Annotated in this window: 22 protein-coding genes; 11 read left to right on the forward strand and 11 right to left on the reverse strand. The window is 30.7% G+C overall.

What is annotated here, in order from left to right; all coding sequences use genetic code 11:
* Nucleotides 1-43 precede the first annotated feature (43 nt).
* From BLT80_RS20435 to BLT80_RS16570, 3 genes are read right to left on the reverse strand one after another with little or no spacing between them, the layout of a single operon-like run.
* The gene (locus BLT80_RS20435; RefSeq protein ID WP_317041778.1) at nucleotides 44-274 is read right to left on the reverse strand and encodes a DUF302 domain-containing protein; all 231 of its coding nucleotides are present in this window, start codon (nucleotides 272-274) and stop codon (nucleotides 44-46) included.
* The gene (locus BLT80_RS20440; RefSeq protein ID WP_317041779.1) at nucleotides 249-431 is read right to left on the reverse strand and encodes a DUF302 domain-containing protein; all 183 of its coding nucleotides are present in this window, start codon (nucleotides 429-431) and stop codon (nucleotides 249-251) included. The genes BLT80_RS20435 and BLT80_RS20440 overlap by 26 nt, the downstream gene beginning before the upstream one ends.
* 17 nt (nucleotides 432-448) lie before the next feature.
* Complete coding sequence (locus tag BLT80_RS16570) at nucleotides 449-859, reverse strand: hypothetical protein (protein WP_092470031.1); 411 nt, start codon at nucleotides 857-859, stop codon at nucleotides 449-451.
* Between the two features lie 825 nt (nucleotides 860-1,684).
* Between BLT80_RS16570 and BLT80_RS16575 the strand changes: the two genes are divergently transcribed.
* The 3 genes from BLT80_RS16575 to BLT80_RS16595 all read left to right on the forward strand — a co-directional run bounded on the left by BLT80_RS16575 (nucleotide 1,685) and on the right by BLT80_RS16595 (nucleotide 6,932).
* Nucleotides 1,685-2,524 carry a universal stress protein gene (locus tag BLT80_RS16575; RefSeq protein WP_092470034.1) on the forward strand — a complete coding sequence of 280 codons (840 nt, stop codon included), beginning with the start codon at nucleotides 1,685-1,687 and terminating at the stop codon, nucleotides 2,522-2,524.
* 1,483 nt (nucleotides 2,525-4,007) lie between these two features.
* Nucleotides 4,008-5,723 carry an adenosylcobalamin-dependent ribonucleoside-diphosphate reductase gene (locus BLT80_RS16590; RefSeq protein ID WP_092470039.1) on the forward strand — a complete coding sequence of 572 codons (1,716 nt, stop codon included), beginning with the start codon at nucleotides 4,008-4,010 and terminating at the stop codon, nucleotides 5,721-5,723.
* Nucleotides 5,724-6,077: 354 nt separating this feature from the next.
* Nucleotides 6,078-6,932, forward strand: coding sequence for a universal stress protein (locus BLT80_RS16595; protein WP_092470041.1), 855 nt, complete (start codon nucleotides 6,078-6,080; stop codon nucleotides 6,930-6,932).
* Nucleotides 6,933-7,442: 510 nt separating this feature from the next.
* On the opposite strand, the gene BLT80_RS16600 is transcribed toward BLT80_RS16595, so the two are convergent.
* The 3 genes from BLT80_RS16600 to BLT80_RS16610 are packed head-to-tail and all read right to left on the reverse strand — an operon-like array spanning nucleotide 7,443 to nucleotide 9,321.
* Nucleotides 7,443-8,078, reverse strand: a complete 636-nt coding sequence (locus BLT80_RS16600; protein WP_139181093.1) for a hypothetical protein — start codon at nucleotides 8,076-8,078, stop codon at nucleotides 7,443-7,445.
* A gap of 48 nt (nucleotides 8,079-8,126) precedes the next feature.
* Complete coding sequence (locus BLT80_RS16605) at nucleotides 8,127-8,423, reverse strand: hypothetical protein (RefSeq protein WP_092470045.1); 297 nt, start codon at nucleotides 8,421-8,423, stop codon at nucleotides 8,127-8,129.
* Nucleotides 8,424-8,448: 25 nt separating this feature from the next.
* The gene (locus BLT80_RS16610) at nucleotides 8,449-9,321 is read right to left on the reverse strand and encodes a universal stress protein (protein ID WP_092470047.1); all 873 of its coding nucleotides are present in this window, start codon (nucleotides 9,319-9,321) and stop codon (nucleotides 8,449-8,451) included.
* Nucleotides 9,322-9,586: 265 nt separating this feature from the next.
* Between BLT80_RS16610 and BLT80_RS16615 the strand changes: the two genes are divergently transcribed.
* From BLT80_RS16615 to BLT80_RS16640, 6 genes are all read left to right on the forward strand, one after another.
* Entirely contained in the window at nucleotides 9,587-11,026 is a 1,440-nt protein-coding gene (locus BLT80_RS16615) for a PAS domain-containing protein (RefSeq protein WP_092470049.1), read from the forward strand.
* 69 nt (nucleotides 11,027-11,095) lie between these two features.
* Nucleotides 11,096-12,238, forward strand: a complete 1,143-nt coding sequence (locus tag BLT80_RS16620; RefSeq protein WP_092470051.1) for a saccharopine dehydrogenase family protein — start codon at nucleotides 11,096-11,098, stop codon at nucleotides 12,236-12,238.
* A gap of 194 nt (nucleotides 12,239-12,432) precedes the next feature.
* Nucleotides 12,433-13,653 (forward strand): efflux RND transporter periplasmic adaptor subunit, encoded by a 1,221-nt coding sequence (locus BLT80_RS16625; RefSeq protein WP_092470053.1) that lies wholly within the window; start codon nucleotides 12,433-12,435, stop codon nucleotides 13,651-13,653.
* 2 nt (nucleotides 13,654-13,655) lie between these two features.
* Nucleotides 13,656-14,411 carry an ABC transporter ATP-binding protein gene (locus BLT80_RS16630; protein ID WP_092470055.1) on the forward strand — a complete coding sequence of 252 codons (756 nt, stop codon included), beginning with the start codon at nucleotides 13,656-13,658 and terminating at the stop codon, nucleotides 14,409-14,411.
* A gap of 91 nt (nucleotides 14,412-14,502) precedes the next feature.
* Nucleotides 14,503-15,723, forward strand: coding sequence for an ABC transporter permease (locus BLT80_RS16635; RefSeq protein WP_092470057.1), 1,221 nt, complete (start codon nucleotides 14,503-14,505; stop codon nucleotides 15,721-15,723).
* 18 nt (nucleotides 15,724-15,741) lie between these two features.
* Nucleotides 15,742-16,107, forward strand: a complete 366-nt coding sequence (locus BLT80_RS16640) for an arsenate reductase family protein (RefSeq protein ID WP_092470060.1) — start codon at nucleotides 15,742-15,744, stop codon at nucleotides 16,105-16,107.
* Nucleotides 16,108-16,121: 14 nt separating this feature from the next.
* Here the strand turns inward: BLT80_RS16640 and BLT80_RS16645 are convergent, their stop codons facing one another.
* The gene (locus BLT80_RS16645; RefSeq protein WP_092470062.1) at nucleotides 16,122-16,604 is read right to left on the reverse strand and encodes a DinB family protein; all 483 of its coding nucleotides are present in this window, start codon (nucleotides 16,602-16,604) and stop codon (nucleotides 16,122-16,124) included.
* Between the two features lie 172 nt (nucleotides 16,605-16,776).
* Here BLT80_RS16645 and BLT80_RS16650 point away from each other — a divergent pair, with 172 nt between their 5' ends.
* Nucleotides 16,777-17,616, forward strand: a complete 840-nt coding sequence (locus tag BLT80_RS16650) for a 5'-nucleotidase, lipoprotein e(P4) family (protein ID WP_092470064.1) — start codon at nucleotides 16,777-16,779, stop codon at nucleotides 17,614-17,616.
* Between the two features lie 47 nt (nucleotides 17,617-17,663).
* On the opposite strand, the gene BLT80_RS16655 is transcribed toward BLT80_RS16650, so the two are convergent.
* The 4 genes from BLT80_RS16655 to BLT80_RS16670 form a co-directional block, all read right to left on the reverse strand.
* The gene (locus BLT80_RS16655; protein ID WP_092470066.1) at nucleotides 17,664-19,382 is read right to left on the reverse strand and encodes a sensor histidine kinase; all 1,719 of its coding nucleotides are present in this window, start codon (nucleotides 19,380-19,382) and stop codon (nucleotides 17,664-17,666) included.
* Nucleotides 19,383-19,386: 4 nt separating this feature from the next.
* Entirely contained in the window at nucleotides 19,387-22,350 is a 2,964-nt protein-coding gene (locus tag BLT80_RS16660) for a CheR family methyltransferase (RefSeq protein WP_092470068.1), read from the reverse strand.
* Nucleotides 22,351-22,594: 244 nt separating this feature from the next.
* Complete coding sequence (locus BLT80_RS16665; protein WP_092470071.1) at nucleotides 22,595-23,080, reverse strand: hypothetical protein; 486 nt, start codon at nucleotides 23,078-23,080, stop codon at nucleotides 22,595-22,597.
* 17 nt (nucleotides 23,081-23,097) lie between these two features.
* Complete coding sequence (locus BLT80_RS16670; protein ID WP_092470073.1) at nucleotides 23,098-23,493, reverse strand: hypothetical protein; 396 nt, start codon at nucleotides 23,491-23,493, stop codon at nucleotides 23,098-23,100.
* A 178-nt stretch (nucleotides 23,494-23,671) separates the two neighbouring features.
* On the opposite strand from BLT80_RS16670, the gene BLT80_RS16675 reads away from it, so the two are divergent.
* Nucleotides 23,672-23,977: a carboxymuconolactone decarboxylase family protein gene (locus BLT80_RS16675; RefSeq protein WP_245710285.1), complete on the forward strand. Its 306-nt coding sequence runs from the start codon at nucleotides 23,672-23,674 to the stop codon at nucleotides 23,975-23,977.
* The last annotated feature ends 29 nt before the right edge of the window (nucleotides 23,978-24,006 follow it).

Below are 24,006 nucleotides of genomic sequence, written 5' to 3' on the forward strand. Positions count from 1 at the left end.
GTTTTCCTACTGTAGATGTACCGGTTTTATCATATCATTAAAACTACTTTTCATTTTCTAATTTATTTATAACGTTTTGAAGTTTAGTACTAACCTCTTGTGCTACGGTTTTTAGTGCCGAATTTCCCACTGCCTGCATGGACACCATAGGGTTGATGGCAGAAACTTCGATTTTGTTTTGGAAATGCTCTTGTAAAATAACATTACAAGGCAACATGGTACCGATTTTATCTTCTGCTTGTAAAGCTTTATTTAAAAGCAAATGGTGGATCACAAGCCCCTAAAATTTTATGTTTTCTAAAATTTTTATTGAGTTTTTCTTTTAAGGTGATTTGTATATCAATTTCTGTAAGTACACCAACCCTTTCCTCTTTTAATAAGGCACTTACCATAGTTTCTGTAGTTTCAAATTTTCCTTTTACGGTTTTCATAAAGTATTAATTCATAATTATGGTATTTTTAATTCTAGATCCAGTTTTGCCAACAATGTTAATTCAGACTTGTTAATTCCAGAGAATGCATAAGCAATCGCCGAGGCAGTTTTTAGGATTAAGCGTCTAATGTCTTGAGTAAATAAATGACTTTGACTCTTCTTGTAATTAATAAAATCTTTAAAACACGCTTTTTCGTTGAGTTCTTCATCTTCGTTTAGCCAATCAAAAACAATTTCTATTTGGTAAGCTGCATCTGTACCAAAGGTATCTTCTAGATCATCTACATCTAACCATTGTTTTTTCACCAATATTTTTAGTTTATCAAACTCAATAGGTCTTACGTTACCATCTGCTGCTGCAATAGCATAAAAAAGTTTACCTAGATTTTGATAAAACGGTATGGTCATTTTCTTTTTAGTATTCATCACTTTGATTTTAATTTATACAGTAAAATTAAATTTCTAATTTTACCTAAAGAATGATATAAATCAGCTAGAAATGATTCTAAACTTACAAACTCGATTCTAATATTTGAAAAGGATTATTTATCTTTATTTTTTAATCCAACTTTATTATGATTCGATAAGACCAATAAATTTTTAATATTCTCTTAGATTCTATATCTGAGGGTGTTATTGTTGTTGTTGTTGTTGAAAATTAAAACATTTTTGAAATCAATAAATCTGAAAAAAAATGTTTGGCTACTATTAAAACGAATGATCAAGTAAGCCACTAAATACTCTAATCCCTCAAAGTTATCACGCCAATATACCTTATAAAGCAACCGCAGCAGCCATGAAGATGTAAAATGATTGGTATTTTTAAAGCTAAATTAAAAGATGTATTTGATAGAAGTAACCTCTGAAGTCACTCAGTTATTGACCGATGATATTATTGGTGTTAAAGACCACTTATTGTAAATGGTATATAGTTCCGTGCAAATAAAACCTGCTTCAACTATCTTAAGGTTTGCAAAAAAAAAAAAAAAATCAAAACCAGATAATTCTATTAAAATTTCTCTTAGCAATCTGCAAATGTTGCTGGCTTTGTTACATAAACATTGATAAGAATCATGTCTGATTAAAAAAAAATGGAACTCACAGAAATACAAGCTTGAAACATAAAGGTATTATACCTTCAAAAATCACAAGATATCCATTAATCATTTATACATTATTTTAATATGACGAATATCATTTTAGAAAAGTCAGTAACGTTTTAGATTTGTTTATAATAAGACATTTACAACGATGAATATTTTATTACCAACAGACTTTTCTGAAAACGCATGGAACGCCATTTCTTATGCCTTTGATTTTTTTGAATCCACGGAATGTAATTTTTATATTCTTCATGTCAACAGAATTGAAGGGATGGCTGCTGTTGTAGAAAATTACGTACCAATTACAGAAGTTATTGAAGAGAATTACACAAACCCCTCAAGAAATAATTTAAAACGACTTCTAAAGGAAATTAACGAGAATAAAAGACCAAACAAAAACCACCGTTTTTACACACTTACAGAAAATTATTTCTTTTTAGAATCCATAAGAAAACATGTTGAAGAAAAAAAAATAGACATAATCATTATGGGTACAAAGGGTGTATCAGGACTTAGGGAATACATTGTAGGGAGTAATACTGGTGATGTAATTAATAAAGTAAAATGCACAACCTTGGTGGTACCAGAATATGCAAGGTATAATGAGTTGAAGGAAATTACATTTCCATCAGATTACAACTTTTCGTATGATATAAATATACTACAACCCTTAACTGATATTTTAAGAAACACAAAAGGCAATCTAAGAATTATTCATATTAAAAACAAAGATGCATCATTAACCCCAAAACAACTTGATAATAAGAAGTTACTCAATGATTATTTTAAAGAGTTTAATCCAAGTTTCCATTTTCTAACCAATAAAAAAGTTGAAGATGCCATACAATGCTTTGTAGAAAGTAGATCTGTAGATATGATTGTGATGGTTACTCATAATCTAAATTATTTTCAAAATATTCTATTTAACACTAAGGCTGAAAAAATAACATATCACACAGATATACCATTTTTGGTATTGCACGAATAGATCACTTTGATTATGAACAGTTCAATATTCTTAGCAAAATTTTGTGTATAGTATCTTATCATTTTCTTTTTAATATTAAATCTCAACACTATACGGATTAAACAGATTTTTAATAACTTAAAGGATGAAAAATTTCTGATTATTTTTTCATTTGTGGCTATTATCATTGGATTGCTGAATACCCTATTCCACAATATTTGGGAACTAAACTACAAAATCATTATTACGCTGATAGGTTGGGTATCATCACTTTTGGAATTAGCTTTATTTATGTTTCCCAAGCAAACCTTTATGTGGTTAGAAATAATCAATATTAATATGGTTAAGGTTACTTACACATTACTGTTTTTAGTTGGGCTTTTTTTATTTAACCAAGCTTATGGAAACGTTCCTACATAATAATCTCAGAATGAAAACTGATTTTTTATTTAATAAAACCAAAAAACTGATATATATCATTTCTAAATCTCTAAAGCTAATGTATCTTTATATTCCAAAAAAAAAATGTTCATTTAAACCGTTAAAAAACTTTAAAATATAGATTTAGAGAAGGCAAGTCTTTATAGACCATATCTAAAGTTTAAAACTATTATTTGGTGTTATTGAACTTAGGAATAGCAAGAATGAAGTTATTTCAAAAATGAAATCTTGCAGATAATAGCATTAAGCTCTAGTCTAGAAACAGGAAATTTAAGCTTCCTTTTTTCTTAACAAAATACAGGTTTTATCGTTGAAAAATGTGAAGCCTGTTATGGATAGTTTTAAGTTATTGTTTGGCTTATGGTTCCGGTCTTTTTTAGCAATAAAAAATTCTATCGGAAGTGCTATGAGAGAATCAATAATATTAAGCTTATCCAGAAAGCAGGAAACTTCGGTTTCCTGCTTTTATAACGTACACGTTTTTTCATTGTAAAATGAAAATCTACGTTATAAAATGTTTGAAGCTATTTTTTAACTAAAAAGCATAGTAAAATCATAACAGATTGACGTATAGCGATAATAAAGGTTAATGAATAAAATTGAATGTTTCGGTTGAAAGGGGAAGTTTAAGCTTCCCGTTTTTTGGTTCCGTAAAGTTTATACATAAAAAATGCAACCATAAGAAAACGTCTTCAAAATGAGAGTTATCATTATAGCTTTATGTCCATAACCCATTAAGATATTAGACATGAAAATAAATATTCAATTTATAATATACGTTAACAAGCGAAAGCCTTGAAGCAACACCATTAAAAAATTAATGAAATAGAACAAAAAAAACGACGTGCTAATTAACACAGAAGTCTTCTTTAAAAAAGAAAATGACTCAAAAAGAAATACTAGAATTTGTAAAATTGAATTGAGTCTTTCTGGTCCAAAACTATTTGCGTCTTCTAATAAAAAAATCATGAAATGGCTGTTAGAGGTGCCATTGATGATTTAGAAAAACAACTCAACAAAAGAAAAGGAATTTTAAAACCTTAACTGTAACTCTAAAAATGTCATGTGTATTCTTTCCAATAATGCTATTCAAATTTTAGAAGAACGTTATCTTTTAAAAAGTAAAGATGGTTGTGCCATTGAGACACCTCAAGCCTTATTCAAACGCGTCGCAAAATTTGTATCGAGCAATGAAGAAAAGAATTCATTTTATGAAACACAATTTTATAAGCTTTTAAGCAGTTTAAAGTTCTTACCAAACTCGCCAACACTAATGAATGCTGGTTGCAAAAACGGTCAATTAAGCGCCTGCTTCGTATTACCCGTAAAAGATAATTTAGAAAGCATTTTTACGACCTTAAAAAATACAGTGCTTATACACCAAAGTGGTGGCGGCACAGGGTTTAATTTTTCAAAATTAAGACCAAAAGATGATTTGGTAACGTCTACTAACGGCACTTCTTCAGGACCTATTGGCTTTATGAAAATCTATGATGCAGCTACAGAACAAATTAAGCAAGGTGGTAAACGCCGTGGCGCCAATATGGGAATACTTAATGTTGACCATCCTGATATTATAGATTTTATAAGGTCAAAATCGAGCAAAAAAACCCTTGAGAATTTTAACATCTCGGTTGGCATTACAGATGCTTTTATGAATGCAGTTATCCATAATCTCGATTGGCAACTCGTAAATCCTAGAACCAAAAAAGTGGACAGAACCGTTAGTGCTAAAGCCATTTGGGAACTGATTATAAAAGAGGCATGGTTATCTGGAGATCCAGGGCTTATTTTTTTGGACACCATCAATATAAGTAATCCAACACCAAGAGCAGGAACAATATCCTGCACCAATCCATGTGGAGAAGTACCACTTCTTGATTATGAAAGCTGCAACTTAGGTTCAATAAACTTATCTAAAATATTGAAATTTCATAACGACATTTATATAATAGATTGGAAAACGCTTTCAAAAACCATCCATTTATCCATTAGGTTTTTAGATAATATAATTTCAGTAAACCATTATTTGATTCCAGAGATTAAAGCCATAACAATTGAAAACCGAAAAATTGGATTAGGTGTTATGGGTTGGGCAGAATTACTAATTCTATTGGAAATTCCATATGCATCTGAAGATGCCATTCAATTAGCTAAAAAACTCATGTCATTTATTAAAAAAGAAAGCTATAAAGCTTCAGAGAATCTTTCAATAGAGCGTGGTGCTTTTACCAATTGGAAAGATAGTTTACATTATTCACATCAAAAACTACGCAATGCTACTTGCAATAGCATTGCGCCTACTGGTACTATTTCAGTAATAGCGAATACATCCTACTCAATTGAACCTTTATTTGCTTTAGCTTACAACAGAGTAGGTATTTTAGGTGGAAAAACACAAACCGAAATTAATGCGATTTTTCTTCAGAAAATGAAAGCCATAAATCTATGGTCTGAAGAAGTTGAAAGCGAGGTCATAAAAACCGGAAGTATTCAACATATAGCATCAATATCAAAATCAATTAAATCCATTTTTCAAACCAGCTTGGATATTCCGTGGTACTACCATTTAAAACATCAAAAGGCATTTCAAAACCACACAGACAATGCAGTTTCAAAAACCATAAATCTTCCAGAGACAGCTACCATTCAAGAGGTTTCTGATATTTATATGACAGCTTGGAACTTAAGCTTAAAAGGCATCACTATTTATAGATATGGCAGTAAAGACCATCAAGTACTTCAAAAGTGCAGTCTAAATAATAGTATTGATTGCTAAAATGACCATCTGATATATATCATAGTTTTTAGATTTTTTACACCTCAATTTTATCAATGAAATCTAAAAACAATTATTATGCTATCCATTCTACTTCCAGCAGATTTTTCAGAAAACGCTATGAATGCCATTAAATAAGCGCTAGAATTCTTTAAGTATCAAAAAACCACCTTTTACTTTATAAATACAATTGAGACCTCAATACATAATTGCAGTATAGACATCATGTTATTAAAAAACAGGTTTTAAACCCACTATTCCTGTTTTGATTATTTCGTCTTTAATCTGATATAGATCATTTCATATTATAGACGGGTAGGCTAATTTTATCATTACAATGTAAATACATCAGTCATGAGACATAAAATTTTAATACCCACAGATTTTTCCAAAAATGCTACAAAAGCAATGCATTACGCTATAGAACTTTATAAAAATGAGCTTTGCGACTTCTATTTACTAAACGTGTTTACAGCAGATGATAACATAATCGAAGACTTAATGAATATGGAATCTGGAACTGAATTGTACGAAAGAAGAAAATTAGATTCTGAAAATGGTTTAGCAAAAATTTACGATATGATTGCCATGACCGAATATGACAACCCTAATCATTATTTTAGCACTATTTCTGTTTTTAATAATCATATAGAGGCTATCAAAGATGTTGTAGAAAAGAAAGATATAGAAATGGTAGTTATGGGTACTAAAGGGAAAACGAATTCTAGAGCAACCTTTTTTGGTAGTACAGCAATATACGTTATGGAAAAAGTGAGGAACTGTCCAGTGATTGTTGTTCCTCTAAATGGAAAATCGGTAATACCAAAGGAAATTGTATTTCCTACCAGCTACAAAACACATTACAAAAGAAGAGAATTGAAACATCTTATAAATATTGCAAAAACATCTGATGCAACAATTATAACACTTCATATTTCTGAAAAAGCCGAGTTAAGTAAAGAACAGAAAGAAAATAAGCAGTTGTTAGAAGAAATATTGAAAGCTACAAACCACAAACCTCATTTCTTATCGCACAACTTGGTTGAAACAGCTATAAGTATCTTCATTGAAAGTAGAGATAGTGACATGGTTGCTTTTATCAATAAAAAACACGCCTTTTTCGGAAGTATTTTAACCAATCCGTTAGTAAAGAGCATATCATTTCACACCAAAGTCCCTATACTAGTTATGCACGATTTAAGAAATTGAAAAAACAATTGATATGAAAAAATAGGGATTTAGTTGAATAAAAAAACTGATATAGTGACAAATAACAATGAAAATAAAAAAATGTAACCGTACAATCTAATATGGAATATTTTAACACCCATGATGCTTCTGGTACATCAACTAAAGGTGGCCGTTAGGATGTTGTACAGAATAGCAAAAACTTAGAGCGTGAGAAACATCAGTTTAAAACCTATTTTCATAGCATTATTGACAAAATAAACGATACTAACTAAATAGTCATTATTAGTCTAGCATAAACCAACGAGTGATTTACTAAAATATTACACCAAAACTTATTAGTTATTACCTGGCCAATCAAGGTGCTTTAAAGATAGATTCTTTCTGTTTTGCTAAAAGGGAAACAATTACATACCAAAAAATAACAAAACAATAAGTTTAAAATAATCTCTTGCTCTACAAAAACCATCAATATTTATACCTATTCTAAGAATGATATAATGGTTTTAGCTTAAACAAATTAATATTATTTTATAATTTATTAGGTATAATTTGTTCTTTCTCCAATGCGTTTATTATGGCTTTTACATATTTTGAAACAGAAGAATTGATTTTTTTAGGATCTACTAAATCATAAGAGGCTACCCATACCAAGGATTTTTCATCTTTTGTTTTCAAATTATACAAAGAAGATTCAATGTGGTAGACTTTATATTTTTCATAATAACCTTCAGTAAGGTAAACATCTTGATATAGAAAATAATAAAGACCAAAACCTCGCCAATAATAATCCACAATATATTTATCACCACTATATGATTCTTTTTCATCAACACCTTTAACTGCTGATATCAATATTGCATCAAAACCATCGTTAGTAAGTTTTACTATTTCATTTTGAATATCTTCTTCTGTTTGCTTTAAACTTGTAAACGTTGGTTTAAATACATTATAGCTTTCAATAGCTTCAATACCTCTATTTTTAAGTTTTGTTTTTAATTGTTCTTCAAAAATTTTTCTTGCCGTTAAATTATCTGTCAATCCAACAACTAACACTTTTTTAGGTTTAGAAATAATAAGCTCTTTATCAACCCAAGTATCTGTCATCTTAACAGATGAACAACTCACTAAAATCAATATTATAATTACATATATAGTTGCTTTCATAATTCTTAATAATTAAGTTACATTATTTTCAATTTTTAAAAATCCTCATCACATATCCATCAAAAAATCAGGACAATAAACAGGAATAATTAAAAACACAAATACCAAAAACATTACAGCCCAAAGCATCCACATTAAAAGTGGAAATGTAATCAACTTACCGTTTGTAGAAGGAGGATGAATAGAATATGCAATCAATCCATGAATACCAAAACTAAACGCCAAAAATGTTAGTGAAGAAGCAATAATTAAAAAACTATTTGAATACGAGTCTTTTACAATAAAAATACAAATCCATAATACAACGGCTATTACAATTACTATTCTATATATTCGTCTTGTCATCGTTCAAATAATTTAAATTAATCTCTTATTCTAAATGAAATATTCCGTAATTCTTTGCATTGAAGCTTAGTAAAGGTATTTTACCATAAGATTCTATTCGTTTTACTAAATCACGATGAAATACCTTCGAGGTTATTCCTTTATCCTCACGTTCTAGCATTGCTATTAGGTCTGCGTTAGAATTTCTGTAGTAACTTTTTAGCGCTTTAAAGGCATCATCTGCATATAAAATATCCAACTTTAGATTGTCATAATTAATATGTTTTTGTAGTTTTTCTTTCAATTCTTCCTGTTGCTTTTTCAGAACAGTTTCTTCTGATGACGAAAAATGAACAACACTAATTTTAGCATTAAAAGGTTTAGCTATTTCGGCTAACTTAGCTAATGCACCAAAATCTTCTTCTTCAAAATCTGTTGCATATACAATAGTTTCAATTTCTATTTTTACAGAATCACTAGGAATTACTAAAACAGGACAAGGAGCTTTTTTAATTAGCTTTTTAGCGATACTACCCATAATCAATTCACGTAATTTACTAGAGCCTTTCATTCCGGTAACTATAAACAAAGCATCCACATTATTCGCTTTGTTTACTATACCATTTACTACAGACCTATCCTCTATAGCCTCTATTGTAATATTTAAAGTGGCTATATCCTTTTTTAAAACACGGTTACAAAACGTATGAAGCTTTCTGTTGTGAATTTTAAAAGCATGGCCTTCAATATCAGGAAACGGAGCTTCGGGATTTAAGGTGATATCATCAAAAAAAGTTGGATAATCAAAAACGTGAATAACCAATAATTTAGCCTCTAATTTTATGCTCATATTGTAAGCAAATTTTAAAGCTAATTCGGAGTTTTCAGAATAATCAGTAGCGTATAAAATAGTTTTCATGTCAATACTATTATTGATTAAAAACCAAATTTACATTCCTAACCTTACTTAGTAAATGACCTAGGTCATTTACTAAAAAAAGAAACCATACTATCTTTACTTCTTAACATTAAAAATTATAAATAATTTCTATTAAGAGATAAAAATAACTGCATTTTCAACTAACAAAACACTATTAAACAATTGACAATAGAAATACTAAAATAATTATAACAATTCCAGAAAAATTAGAATGTTTACTATTTGCTAACTTAAATACAAGGAAATGAAAGTCTCGATTGAAAGAAAAATTTTAATAGGCTATGTGGTTAACATAATTGTAATTATAGCACTTGGACTAATTTATTGGAGACAACTCCCCTTATCTACCAGTAAATTATGGCATTGGGTATCATTGTCTTTAATTGTGCTTTCCCTAGGAATGTTAACCACCGTTTTTTTTATTCTGAACGCACAACTTAAAGCAAAAATGCAGTCTGAACTAGAATTACACAAAAATAAAAACTTACTACAATCTATTATTGATAACACTACAAACGCTATTTCGGTAAAAAAAATTAATGGTGAATACTTATTAATTAACAAACAATATCAATCCCTATTTGAAGACAAAGAAGCTGATTTAATAGGAAAAACAAATGCAGATTTTTTACCAAAAGACATTGCGGATAGATATAGAAGTGCAGATTTGGATGTTGTTAAAGCAGGAAAAGACATTCAAGTGGAAGAACTTATAGAAACACCGGAAGGTGCGCATACCTTTTTATCAGTTAAGTTCCCTTTAAAAGATACTTCAAACCGTGTGTATGCTATCGGAACCATTTCTACAAATATAACTGAAAGAAAAAACCTCTCAGAATCCCTAAAGGCTGCCGATGCTTTTTTTAATATGTCTATAGATAGTTTGGTTGTTGCGTCACAAGATAAATTCATAAAAACAAACCCATCTTTAAGTAAACTGTTAGGCTACAGCAATGAAGAGCTCTTAAGTAAACCATATAAATCTTTTATTTTTCCAGAAGACGTTGCCTCTACAGAAGAAGAAATAAAAAAACTAAAAAAAGGAACAAACCTAATAAATTTTAAAAATCGTTGGTTATGCAAAGATGGCTCAGTTAAATGGTTGTCATGGAATGCGGCAGCAGATAAAACCACAGGGACATTATACGCTATTGTTACAGATATTACTGAAAAACTAAAGCTTGAAGATGAAAAAGAAAACACATTAAATGCTCTTTATCAAAGTCAACAACAATTAAATATGATTATTGAAAATGTTAATGATGGAGTACTTGTTGCAAATGCCAACAAAGAAGTGATATTAGCCAACGATGTTGCCAACGCCCTTTTTGAAATAGAAGATGATTCTAAAATTTCTATAAATTTTTCTGACCATTTTAAAGTGCTGTTTCCAGACGAAAAAAAAATATTTCCGGCTCAAAACCTTCCAGCAGAACGTGCTTTAAATGGCGAAATCACAGAAAACGTAGATGTAATATTAAAAAATTTAGAAACCAATGAAATGCGCAGGGTTTTATTAAGCGGCAGACCCATAATTGATAATGAAAATCATATAGTTGCTATAGTTGTAACTATAAAAGACATTAGTAGATATAAAAAACTAGAAGAGGAATTGGAACAAAAGAAACTAGATTCTAGACCTAAGATTGGCTTTAAGAATACAAAGCGAAAAAAGGTAAAATAACACTTACAAAATTATACATGTTGCTCTAACTAAACTTCAAATAACAATTAAAAAAGAAGATATTAACACATGAAAAAACACCATACTATTATAATAGCTGGAGCAGGTGGCATTGCCCAGGCCGTGGCACTAATACTTGCAGAATGGAGTAAAGTGCCGCTAACAATTTACATAGGCAATAGAACACTTTCTAAAGCAAAAAAACTAGCCCAATGGATTGAAAATGGCATTACCAAATCTTGTATTTTGATACCCTTTCATATTTCTGAAGAAGGTCTTACTAAAGAGATGAAAGGTGTATTTAATAAGGGAGAAATCATTCTAGATTGCCTACCAGGAACGCAAGCACCGAAAATGGCAGGTTATGCCAAAGATTATTATATGCATTATGCTAACCTCACCGAATATATTACAGAAACCCAACAAATCATAAAATTAGCAAAAAATGCAACCACTGGTTTTGTGCTACAATCAGGTCTTGCACCTGGCTATATTAATGTATTGGCAAACCATCTTTTTCTAGAATTCTGTAAAGACTACCAAGTACATAAAGTTGACAAGTTAGAATTTAAAGTAGGCGCACTTACAAAAAATGCTGTTGTCCCTCATTATTATGGCTTCACTTGGAGTCCTGTTGGTGTTGCTACAGAATATATACAAGATGCAGAAGTGATTCGTGATTTCAAGAAAACAAGACTTCCTTCATTAACCGAAAGAGCTACAATAATAATTGATGGAATTACTTATGAAGACGATTTAACATCTGGAGGTGCTGCTAATTTACCAGATGCTTTAGCCGGAAAAGTCAATATACTAGACTATAAAACCTTAAGACATCCTGGTCACTACCCTTGGATACAAGAGCAAATTAATAACTTAGCCACTTTTGAAAAACCTATTGAAGCCTTACAGCAAATTATGGAAAAACAAATTCCACATATTGAAGATGACCAAATCATACTATATGTTGCGGTGCAAGGTAAAGACAAAAATAGCATATTAAGAAGACGAGAAATTTCAAAGCAAATTTTACCACAAAAAGTGGGCAAGCATCAATTACGAGCTATCCAAACAACTACTGCAACACCTATAATACAGTGCGCACAAATGTTACTTGAATCTCGGTACAAAGGAACTGTTTTACAAAGTGATATTGACCCAAAGTCTTTTTTAAACGGAAACTTTATAGTTCCTGTTTATGGTAATATATAAATAAATCTCATTAGTAATATAACTTTTTAGCTCGCAGTTTACCTCTCAAAATCATTAAACATTTTTCAATAGGCTTATTTTTTAAATACCTAATAGTTTTACTAATGTTTACACTAAGGATTCTATGCAAACTGATTCAAATCATAGTTTTTCTTAAGATTTTGAGATAATTTTAGTACAGAAAACAGATTAAAATGAAAAGGTCAAAATGGCTCATACTCGGAATTATAGTTATCGTTGTAATCGTCTATTTTATTCTAAAGCCAACGCTTAACAGCAAAAAACTAGACTATACTTATACTGCTATAGAAAAAGGAAATATTGAGGCAGATGTATCAAGTACAGGAACGGTAGAAGCCATAAACACCGTTGAAATTGGTACTCAAATATCTGGAACTATCACAAAGATTTATGTAGATTATAATGATAAGGTTAATGCAGGACAAGTTTTAGCTGAAATGGATTTAAAATTACTGAACACTAATCTACATAGCGCAGAGGCTAATGTAGCTGTTAGCCAAGCACAACTAAATCAGGTTAAAGATGAATATGAACGAAATAAAAAATTATATAATAAAGGTGTTATTTCAAATAAAGAGTATACCAATTCAAAATACGCATACAACCAAGCTGTAAGTGCAAAAAAAGCTGCAATGGCTTCTGTAAAAAACATAAAAGTAAGCATTGGCTATGCACATATTACGTCACCTATAAGTGGTACCGTAACAGAACGTAGTGTTGAAGAAGGACAAACCGTAGCTGCATCTTTTGCTACACCTACCATGTTTATTATTGCCGAAGATTTATCTAAAATGCAAATTCTAGCCGATGTGGATGAAAGCGATATTGGTTATATAAAAGATAGCATGCAAGTACGTTTTACAGTACAAACCTATCCGGAAAAAGACTTTTATGGCATTGTAAACCAAATACGATTACAGCCTATTGAAATAAATAATGTGGTTAATTACCAAGTTGTCGTTTCTGTTGATAATAAAAAAGGACTACTGTTACCAGGTATGACCGCTAATCTAGAATTTATTACAGCAACTGCAAAGGATGTATTTTTAATAAATAATTCGGCATTACGATTTAGACCCAACGAAGCCATGCTAGAAGAAGTTAAGCCATTACTGAAAGAAAAAGGAAATAGAATTCTTCCAGATTCACTCAAACAAAAATTCAATAAAGAAATAAATAATTCCGAAATATATACACCAACAAATTTTAAGAAAAATTTACCCAACCACATTGATGGCTTCTTTTATAAGAATGAAAAAGAAGCGCTAGATTTCAAATTTATAGAAATAGGAATTAAAACTGGTTTACAATCTGAAATTAAAAGATTTCTTGATGGTTCTGAAATATCAGAAAATATCAAAGTCATTAATGGTATCAAGTCTAAAGAGAAATAGTTATGCCTTTAAAAAAAGTCATAGAAACAAAAAAAATAAGTCGTGTTTTCAAAAATGGAGATATAGAAGTCTATGCGCTTACTGATATTGATTTGGTTATTGAAGAAGGAGAATTTGTGGCTATTATGGGAGCATCAGGTTCAGGTAAATCAACTTTTTTAAATATTTTGGGTTGTTTAGACCAACCAACATCAGGAGACTATTATTTGGATGCTGTTCATGTAAATAAGCTGAGTAAAAACCAACTAGCAGATATCCGAAATCAAAAAATAGGATTCATTTTTCAGAGTTATAATCTTTTATCACGTACAACCGCATTAGAAAATGTAGAATTACCACTTGTTTACGATAGAACTGGTCGGTTTTCAAACTCAAAAGAATTAGCAATAAAAGCTTTAGGAGAAGTGGGTCTTGAGGACCGAATTTACCATAAAACCAACGAACTTTCTGGAGGTCAACAACAACGGGTTGCAATTGCAAGAGCACTAGTTAATGAACCTGCACTCATTCTTTCCGATGAAGCTACTGGAAATCTAGATAGTAAGACCAGCATAGAGGTAGCCGATTTATTTGTGCGACTTAACAATGAAGGAAAAACCATTTTAATGATTACCCACGAGCCAGAAATAGCCCAATTTGCAAAACGCATGATTTATATGAGAGATGGTCGTATACTAACCGATGAAATTATTAAAGATCGTAGTACTAAAGAAAGCGCATTAAAAGATTTGGAGTTAACCGCAGAACCTATAGAATAGCTGAAACGAATTAACTAAAGGTTTTAACAGATAAGTTAATGATTATTAATGAACAGCATGTGTCTCGTTAAAAAATAATAAATATTAACACATGAAACAGACATTAAAAATATTAAAGGTTGCTTTTCAGGCTATTAATAAAAATAGAACACGTAGTATTCTTACTATGTTGGGTATTATTATTGGCGTTGCTGCTGTAATTATGACCATTTCTGCAGGAGAAGGTGCAACAATGCAGGTTCAAAATCAAATTTCAGGCCTAGGAACTAATCTCTTAATGATACAAACTAAATCTGAGCATAAGGCAGGTATAAATGTGAGAATGGGTAAGCCTATTTATAAAAAAGACTTTGAAATATTACAAAAAAATGCTATTTATATGCCAAACTTATCCCCTTTACTAGCCATTGGTGCACAAGCTATTGGGCCAGATGGTTACAAATCTACAATGGTTTATGGCGTTTCTTACGACTATTTTTATATCACAAGTAGAGAAATTCAATTTGGTAGTTTCTTTAGTGATGAAGATGTAAAAACTGCAAAAAAATTCTGCGTAATTGGACAAACTATACGAAAAGAGCTGTTTCCTGGGCAAGACCCTATTGGCAAGCAAATACGTATAGACAAAGTTCCCTTTACCGTTGTGGGTTTATTAAAAGAAGAAGGATCTGGTGGTATGGGACAAGATATGGACGATATAGTCTTGGCACCATATACAACAATACAAAACAGAATATTTGGAAATCGAAAAAGAGGTTATAATATGATTTTGGCAAGTGCCTTAAGTGAAGATCATATTGTGGATGCAAAAATAGAAGCAACAGAATTGCTTCGTGAGTCTCATAAAATTAAAGCGAACGATGAAGATGATTTTGAAATTATGACACAAATTGAGTTACAAGAAATTACAAGTAATATAACAGGAGTTTTAACGCTATTATTAGGAGCTGTTGCCAGTATTTCACTAATTGTTGGTGGTATTGGAATTATGAATATTATGCTTGTTTCTGTAACCGAACGTACAAGAGAAATAGGAACACGATTAGCTATTGGTGCTAGAGAAAGTGATATTCTTACCCAATTTTTAATTGAAGCGGTTGCATTGAGTTTGGCAGGTGGTGTTATAGGAGTTGCTCTTGGTGTGATTGGCAATCAAATTATTTATAAAGTAACCAACTTTTACATACCTACTGCTGCCTATTCCATATTAATAGGTTTTGGATTTGCAACATTGATAGGAATCGTCTTTGGCTATTTCCCTGCTCGTAAAGCGGCAAAATTGAATCCTATTGATGCATTGAGATATGAATAATACTAAAATATTTTAATTATGGGAGAGATTGCAACATCAAACAGACAAATTACCTTGTTTTACAGCTCTAAATCTGTAAGAGCAAAACAAACTTTGGCATATGCCAAAGCCGAAGGATTACCTATTCTAGAAATAGACATTTTAAAAACACCTCTTACAGGAACACAAATCGCAGAATTGGCTGATAGATTACATATAGAAATAAAAGATTTAGTGAACCAAGAACATCGAGCTTATAAATCGCAATTTGAGCATCATGATTTTTCTTCAGTGGATTGGATAAAGACGAGACGGAACAATCCTGAAATCATGAAACAACCCATTGCATTGCGAGGCAACATAACCATATTGGTAGAAACACCTACGGATATTATTAAAATATAATAAAAACATGCTTTTTAAAGTTGAGAAGACTCACCTTTTAAAACTTTTAAGTAAGCAGCAATTTGCCCTCTGTGATAAGTTTCGTGTTCTAAAACCTTGCGCATAATAAACCACCAAAATGTCATTTCTTCTCCTTTTTCATTACGAACGAAATGGTTAATGGTTGTAGCATTAAACTCAGAAATTATAACGTTTCGTTTTTCACCATTAGATTTTAAGGTTTTAATCAAACTTTTGTATATAGTTTCATCAACATCTAAGTGAGGTTCTTCAGAACCCATTTCCCATTTAAAGGTTCTTTTATTGGTTGTTGAAAGGCTAAAGAAGAGTTCATCCACATCAATTATATGCTTTACCAAATGGGCAAAACTCATAGCCGTATTATTTAATCGCCAATTTATAAATCCATCAGGAACTTCTTCGAGTCTTTTAAGTGTGATTTCACGTATTTCTGAAGAAAATTCTGCTAACCGTTGTATACTTTCTTTAGTATCCATAATCTTAAAGTTTAGTCTCTAAATTTATAGAGAAAGAGCTTTATTCACAATGACCTACATCATTCCAAACTGATTAGTATCATTGCTCATAAAACTATCTGTTACTAATTTTATTTTTTTTAAAATTCTTCTGGTATAGCGTAAAGTATAAAAACCAAATAAATATAAACACATGAAAAACAATATACTAATTACCCTTTTTGCAATGACTTTATTTTTTGGATGTAGAGTTCATGAATTATCGGTAAATCAAGATAAACAAAAGAAAGTAATCACTGAAAATATAAATATCCCTATTCGTGAGTATTCCATACAATCTGTTTTATGGCAACAACATGCGGCAGAATATCGTGCATTAACGTATCAGGCTTTTTATTTGGCTCAAATGCGATTAAATGATATAATTGCCAATAAAGTGGACTTAAAAAAGCCACTAGCAATTGTCACAGATATTGATGAAACGGTTTTGAATAACAGTCCTTATAGCGGTAAACAAGTTGAATTAGATGAAGACTACAATACCCTAAGATGGACGGAATGGGTAAAGAAGAAAAAAGCAGCAGTAATACCAGGTGCTCTTGATTTTTTTAATTACGCGAAAAGTAAGAGTATTGAAGTTTTTTATATTTCTAATAGGTCCATAAATCAAAAAAATGAAACCATTGATAATCTACAAATAATAGGATTTCCTTTTGCTGATGAAGCACATGTTTTATTAAAAGACAGTCTTAGTGGAAAACAACCAAGAAGACTTCATGTACAAGAAACCCACGAAATTGTATTACTACTTGGCGATAATTTATCTGATTTCTCAGACGTATTTGAGGAACGTTCTACCATAGAAAGAAATAGAAATGTAGATAGTTTGAAAGCTTTTTTCGGCAAGAAATTCATTGTATTACCCAATACAATCTATGGCGATTGGGAAACCAAAGGCATTTTAGAAGGAAAACATAATTGGACTAATTTTCAAAAAGATTCTATTAGACATCAAAAAATAATATCGTATTAAAATAAATTTTATGTTTTATAATTAGCCTTCAAAACACAATTTAAATTCTATGGACATAAAGGAAATGCCAGTTTAAAAGTACTGCCTTCGCCAATTTTACTGATAAAAGTAATAGTGCCTTCTAATAAATTAACATAATGCTTTACAATACTTAAACCAAGGCCTGTTCCTTGTATATTACTCACATTTTTAGTCCTAAAAAATTTTGTAAACAGATACTTTTGTTCATTTTCAGGAATACCTATACCTCTATCCTCAATTTCTATAAATAAAACATTCTTTTTTATGAAAGCTGTTATTTGAATATCAGTTTGTGAATATTTTGTAGCATTAGAAATTAGATTTATCAGTATATTTCTCAAAATCTTTTTATCCATAAAAACTTCTATTGAGCCTTTTTCTACATAATTGATTTTTTGATTTTCTTTAAACATCCAATGCAAATCTTCAATTATATCCTTAATAAACACTTTTAAGGTAAAATTTTCCTTACTAGTTGTTACAATACCACGCTCTAGCTTTTCCATAGAGAGGAAGTCCTTCAAAATATTTGTTAGTTGATTTACGGATGATTTAATACGATCAACATGTCGTTTTACTTTGGTAGACTCGTTTAAATCGTTATATTTTTCAATTAAAATAGTTGAAGAAAGAATACTAGTAAGCGGTGTACGAAACTCATGCGAAGCCATAGATACAAAAGCACTTTTCATTTCATTAATAATTTTTTCTTGTTGTAATGCTTCTTTTAATTCCTTTGTACGCTCTGCTACAATGTCCTCTAATTCTTCAGTGTATTTTTGTCTTCTCGATTCTAATTTCTTTCGTTCGGTAATATCTTCACCAGCAATTAGAGTACCTATGTATTTCTTATTCTCATCTAACAATGTTAAGTTGGTCCAAGACATTAAAGGCATATTATTGTTATTGCATTTTAGGAAACTTTCAAAATTTGGATTTAACAATCCATTTTCACTCTTTATGTACTTATACGACAAAATTGAGCCTTTACCATCTGCTAAACTTATAAAATTGTTTAACCAATTTTTTCCTAAAATTTCTATACTATTATATCCAAGAAGGTCACACCCTTTTTTATTGATTAATTGCACGTTATACTCTGTATCTATCAAGAGAAAAACTACAGGAGCTAGATTAAGATATTCTTGTATTTTTTCTTTTTCCTTTTGTAAGCTTTTATGTTGTAATTGTAAAATCTCGGCTTTTTTGAGCTCTGAAACATCTATTAATGACACTCTGCAAACGGTACTTTCTGATATTTTATTTTTTGTGATTGTACCTTGAAGTAAGACTGTAAACTCTCCCTTACTTTTGTCTTTCATTTTAATTTCGAAGGAAGGTAATATACCTGTTTCAAAAGCTTTTCGAAGATTAAAGAATAATGTTCGAGATTCGCCATTTGTTATATATGCAGAAAATGGTTTTCCGATAATATAAGAACGTTCTATACCAAGTAAATCACAGGCTGTGAGGTTGCTATTTATTATAATCGCTTTTTCATTTAATACTAAGTAGCCAATTGGTGCAAAATCAAATAAATCTGTGTACTGGTCACGGACTTCCTCTAGCCTATGCTGCGCTTCTCGCAACTCTTCATTTTGCATTTCTAACTCTACTTGATGCACTTCTAATTCGTGAAGCAATGATTTAGATTCCTCTAAAGTAAGGTTTTGTATGGCTTGCGATCTTTCTCTAATTTTAGACTCAGCCTTAGCACGTAAATTATGTTCTTCAGTACTAGACATTTAATTATTTCTTTTCGGATGATTTTTTTTGAACTTCACTTAATTCTGTAACATCGGTCGAAATACAAGCTATGCCATTAATCTTACCCTTCTCAAACAAAGGTCTAACCGTTAAATCATGGCGTTTTATACTTCCTCCCAATTCTATGGAAACTGTTTGCCGCATTGGATGGCCTGTATCCAGAACTTTTTTCTTTATTTCCTCAAGTTTCTTGGTGTCTTTTTCTGAAAAAAAATCTGAATCCGTTTTTCCTTTAAAATTTCTGTATTTCACATCTGGATACATATTAGCAATACTAGTATAACAAAGATTTTTATCTTGTGTGTATACAACAGTCTTGGTAGATTCTAACAAAAATTCATAGTTTTCTTTAATTTTATTCAGCTCATCCGCCAATGTTTTTTCTTTTGTTATATCAACAAAAGTAATAACAACTCCTTCTATTACGTTCTGCGCCGTTCTATACGGCATAATTTGCATTTGATACCAAACACCATCATGACTTTTTACAGATGTGGTAAACGGTGTAAGTTTTTCTAGTACATTTTTAACATCAGCCACAAGAGTAACATAATCAAGATTAGAAGATAAATGCTCTACAGGACGTCCTATGTCATTTTGAATTAAATTAATAATTTTAGACATAGATGGTGTAAAACGCTTAATTGTCAATTTATCATCTAGAAAAATAGTTCCTATTTCTATACTCGCCAATAAATTATTCATATCGTCATAAGACTGAGCTAATTCATCTATCTTACCTTGTAATTCTGTATTTACAGTAACAATTTCCTCATTTACACTTTGTAGTTCTTCTTTAGAGGTTTCTAATTCTTCATTAGTGCTTTGTAATTCTTCATTACTAGATTGTAGTTCTTCATTTGACGATTTTAACTCCTCATTAGCAACTTCTAATTGTTCTATAGTAGATCTTAGGAATTCTTTAGTGGTATCAAGTTCTTGTTGTAATGCATTTACTTCTGAAACATTTTCGATTTCTTCCTTTTTGTCATTAGCAGAATTTTCGGTAATTGTATCGATATCTTCAAAAATAATCATGAGATAGCCATTATCATTTAAAGATTGACTTAATGGTCTTGAGATAAGCTTAATGGTTTGATAGTAACCATTTGTTTTTACTTTTATGTTGGCAGAAACTTCAATTTTTTGACTTTTTCGAGCTTTCAAAATAATAGTTCGCAATTTAGTTTTAAGACCATCTCTTGCCATATCAACAATGTTCAAACTGGCTTCACCTGGAGATGGTTGCAAATATTTCCCAGTGTTGCCCGAAAAATAAACAGCATCCCCTTTATTATCAATAATTGCACAAGCAGGAGCATAATTTGAAAGTAAAAGGCGCTCTGTTATTATAGCCAAATTATCTTGCTGAACTTTTTTAAGTATTGGGACTGATGCCGTTTTTATAGTTGGTAATTGATCTTGAAAGTTAAATCCTAATTGTGGCATTTTATCAGATTGAAGGTTTTTTCGTTTGAAAAATTTATTTTTGCGATCAATGACTTCAAATGCATCGGCATATTCTCCAAGAGACTCCGAACTTCCTAAAAATAAAACACCTTCATTTATTAAAGCATAATGAAAAATAGAGAATACCTTTTTCTGTGCTTCAATATTTAAATAAATCAATAGATTTCTACAACTAATCATATCTAATTTTGAGAATGGTGGATCCTTCATTAGATTATGTTCTGCAAAGACTATTTGGTCTCGTATTTCTTTTTTAATACGGTAGCTTTGTCCTTCAGCATAAAAATAAGAATGTAATCGATCTTTCTCCACATCGGTTACTATAGTATCGGGATAAACACCTAAACGAGCAATAGCTATAGCCCTTTCGTCTATATCTGATGCGAAAATCTGTAATTTTATATTCTTTTTTTGTTTAGAAATGACTTCGTCAAAAATAATAGCAGCAGAATAAGCTTCTTCACCTGTAGAACATCCAGGAATCCATATTCTTATAGTATCTCCATTCGATTTTTTTTCAATAATTTTAGGTATAATCTCTTTTTTTAAAATTTCAAAAGGTTCTTTATCTCTAAAAAAACTGGTCACTCCAATAAGTAATTCGTTAAATAGTTTTATAGTTTCTTCTGTATTTTTCTGTAGGTATTTAATATAGTCTTCCAACTTGGCTATTTGGTTAATAGCCATTCGTTTTTCAACGCGACGTATCACTGTACTATCTTTATAATCACCAAAATTACATCCCGTTTCATTACGTATGAGAATAAAAATTTTTTCTAATTGATCTTTGGTTTTAATGATTTCTACTGGCTTCTCTAAGGGTTTTAACTTTCTATTTTCAGAATATTTTATGAGCAGTTTTGGTATTTCTTTTATTGGTAATATAAAATCTTGCACACCAGCATTTATAGCACTGCGAGGCATCCCATCATATTGCGCATTTTCAGGATCTTGCACTATCGTTAGACCTCCATGCCCTTTAATATCTTTAAGCCCCATGGTGCCTTCTGTTCCGGTTCCAGATAGAATAATACCAACAGCACGCACACCTTGATCATTTGCTAATGAACGCTGAAAAAAATCAATTGGTTTTCTAAATCCTCTAGGTAAAGAAGGCTCCAATAAGTGAAGAATGCCATTAAATATAGCCATGTCTTTATTTGGTGGAATAATATAAACATGATCTTTTAAGACTTCTGTATGATCTTTTACTTCACTTATTTGTATTTTAGTGTACTTTTTAAGCAAGTCCACCATTAGGCTTTTATGTGTAGGATCTAAGTGTTGCACAATTACAAATGCCATTCCTGGTGCATCAGGTAATTCTGAAAAAAAAGTTTTCAAGGCTTCTAAACCACCAGCAGATGCACCAATACCAACAATAAGAAACCCATCCTCTTTTTTAGATGTTGTCTTCTTTTTTGATGCCACTTTTTTCGTTGTAGCTTTTGGCGATGACGTTTTTCTTTTTGCCATGAAATAGTTTTCGTTATAAAGATAAAGGATTCTGCAAATTACATTTTTATAATATAATAAATATACTTCTTCTGTAGTTAAAAATCATATTAATTGGTTACAACAAGACTTAATAGTGCTTATTGGCACTATTAAATCCATTCAAGAACAATATTGGTAATATTGATTTTTGTAGCCTTAGTTTTAAAGCAAAGGTTTCATTATACTTTTAATCACGTAAAGTGAATCATAAGACTTTCTATATCTAAGATTTATCTTTAGACTCATACAATCCTGGATAAAATTGTCTTATAAAATCATTTCGAGAAGAATCTAACTTCTTTATCATTTTATCCAATTCCGTATTCTGATTTTGCCAAGTTTTAAAAAAATAATCTTCCTTAAAAAAATCATCCATAAAAAGGGAATCATTTTCAGGAAAAAAGGAAAAACTATCTTTCCAATTAAAAGATGCATTTTTATTAACATAATTTTTAAAAGAATCCATGATGCTGTCTAAATTTACTTGCAAAGAATCACCCTTAATATTTGAATAAGAGTAAGAATATATAGAATCATACTTTATAAGATTTCCAAACTCATCATATTGTTTTTTAACATCCCACGTTTCTTTAGGCTTAATAGTGTCTTGCTCTTGTTTATTTGATTGTTGCGTTTCTTTTTCCTTATTTTCTTGGCTGTTACAGCCTATTATAGATAATACGAATAATAAATAAATCAAGTTTTTCATAATTAAAAAGTTTATAATTAATTTCGTCTTGTCCTTGCAGTATTAGTTCGTCTTGAAGTTCTTGTATTACTCCGCACATTATTCTCATTGTGATATGTTCTAATATTATCACCTCTATAACCTTTTACACGTACATATTTACTTCGATTTAGATTTATATTATGATATCGAGGTGGCAGTACTTTTACACGCATCCATACTCCATTGTTTAGATATAGATAATTACTAAGGGTTAAATCGTAATAGATTGAATATTCTGGGAAGTACACATACCTAACCATCTCTACTCTATTTGGGTAAAACCAAGGTGGTGGAGACTCAGATCGCGAAGATAGAACGACAGGGCCACAGGTTTCTAAAATCAAGGCACTCATTAATATGAGTAATAGCGCTATATAATTTCTTTTTTTCATAACCGTAATATTTATAAATTATTATAAAGGAATCAAACAAACAAGACATCCCAAATGACCTGCGTCATTTTGAGAGTAATTGTTTTAAAATAGCTTTGATAAAAACAAAACGTAGTCATTAAAAATTTGAGTTATGATAAAAGATTATTCAAAAAACTATAACAATCTCACCAAATTAATGAGTGAATTGAAGACTAAGCTGCCTGAAACAATGAAAGGGTTTAATGACCTACATAAAGCCAGTATTTCAGACGGTATTTTACCTTCTAAAACAAAAGAACTTATTGCGCTAGGTATTGCTATTACTGTACGTTGCGATGGCTGTATAGCTTTTCATGTACACGATGCGTTAAAAGCAGGTGCTAGCTCTGAAGAAATTATGGAAACTATAAGCGTTGCTATACTTATGGGTGGAGGTCCAGCTCTTGTGTATGGATGCCAAGCTATGGAAGCATTAGAGCAATTTATTGTTTTAGAACAGTAATACATAAATCTAAAAACAGTACAGCGCTA

Source organism: Winogradskyella thalassocola (assembly GCF_900099995.1).
Classification (GTDB): Bacteria; Bacteroidota; Bacteroidia; order Flavobacteriales; family Flavobacteriaceae; genus Winogradskyella; species Winogradskyella thalassocola.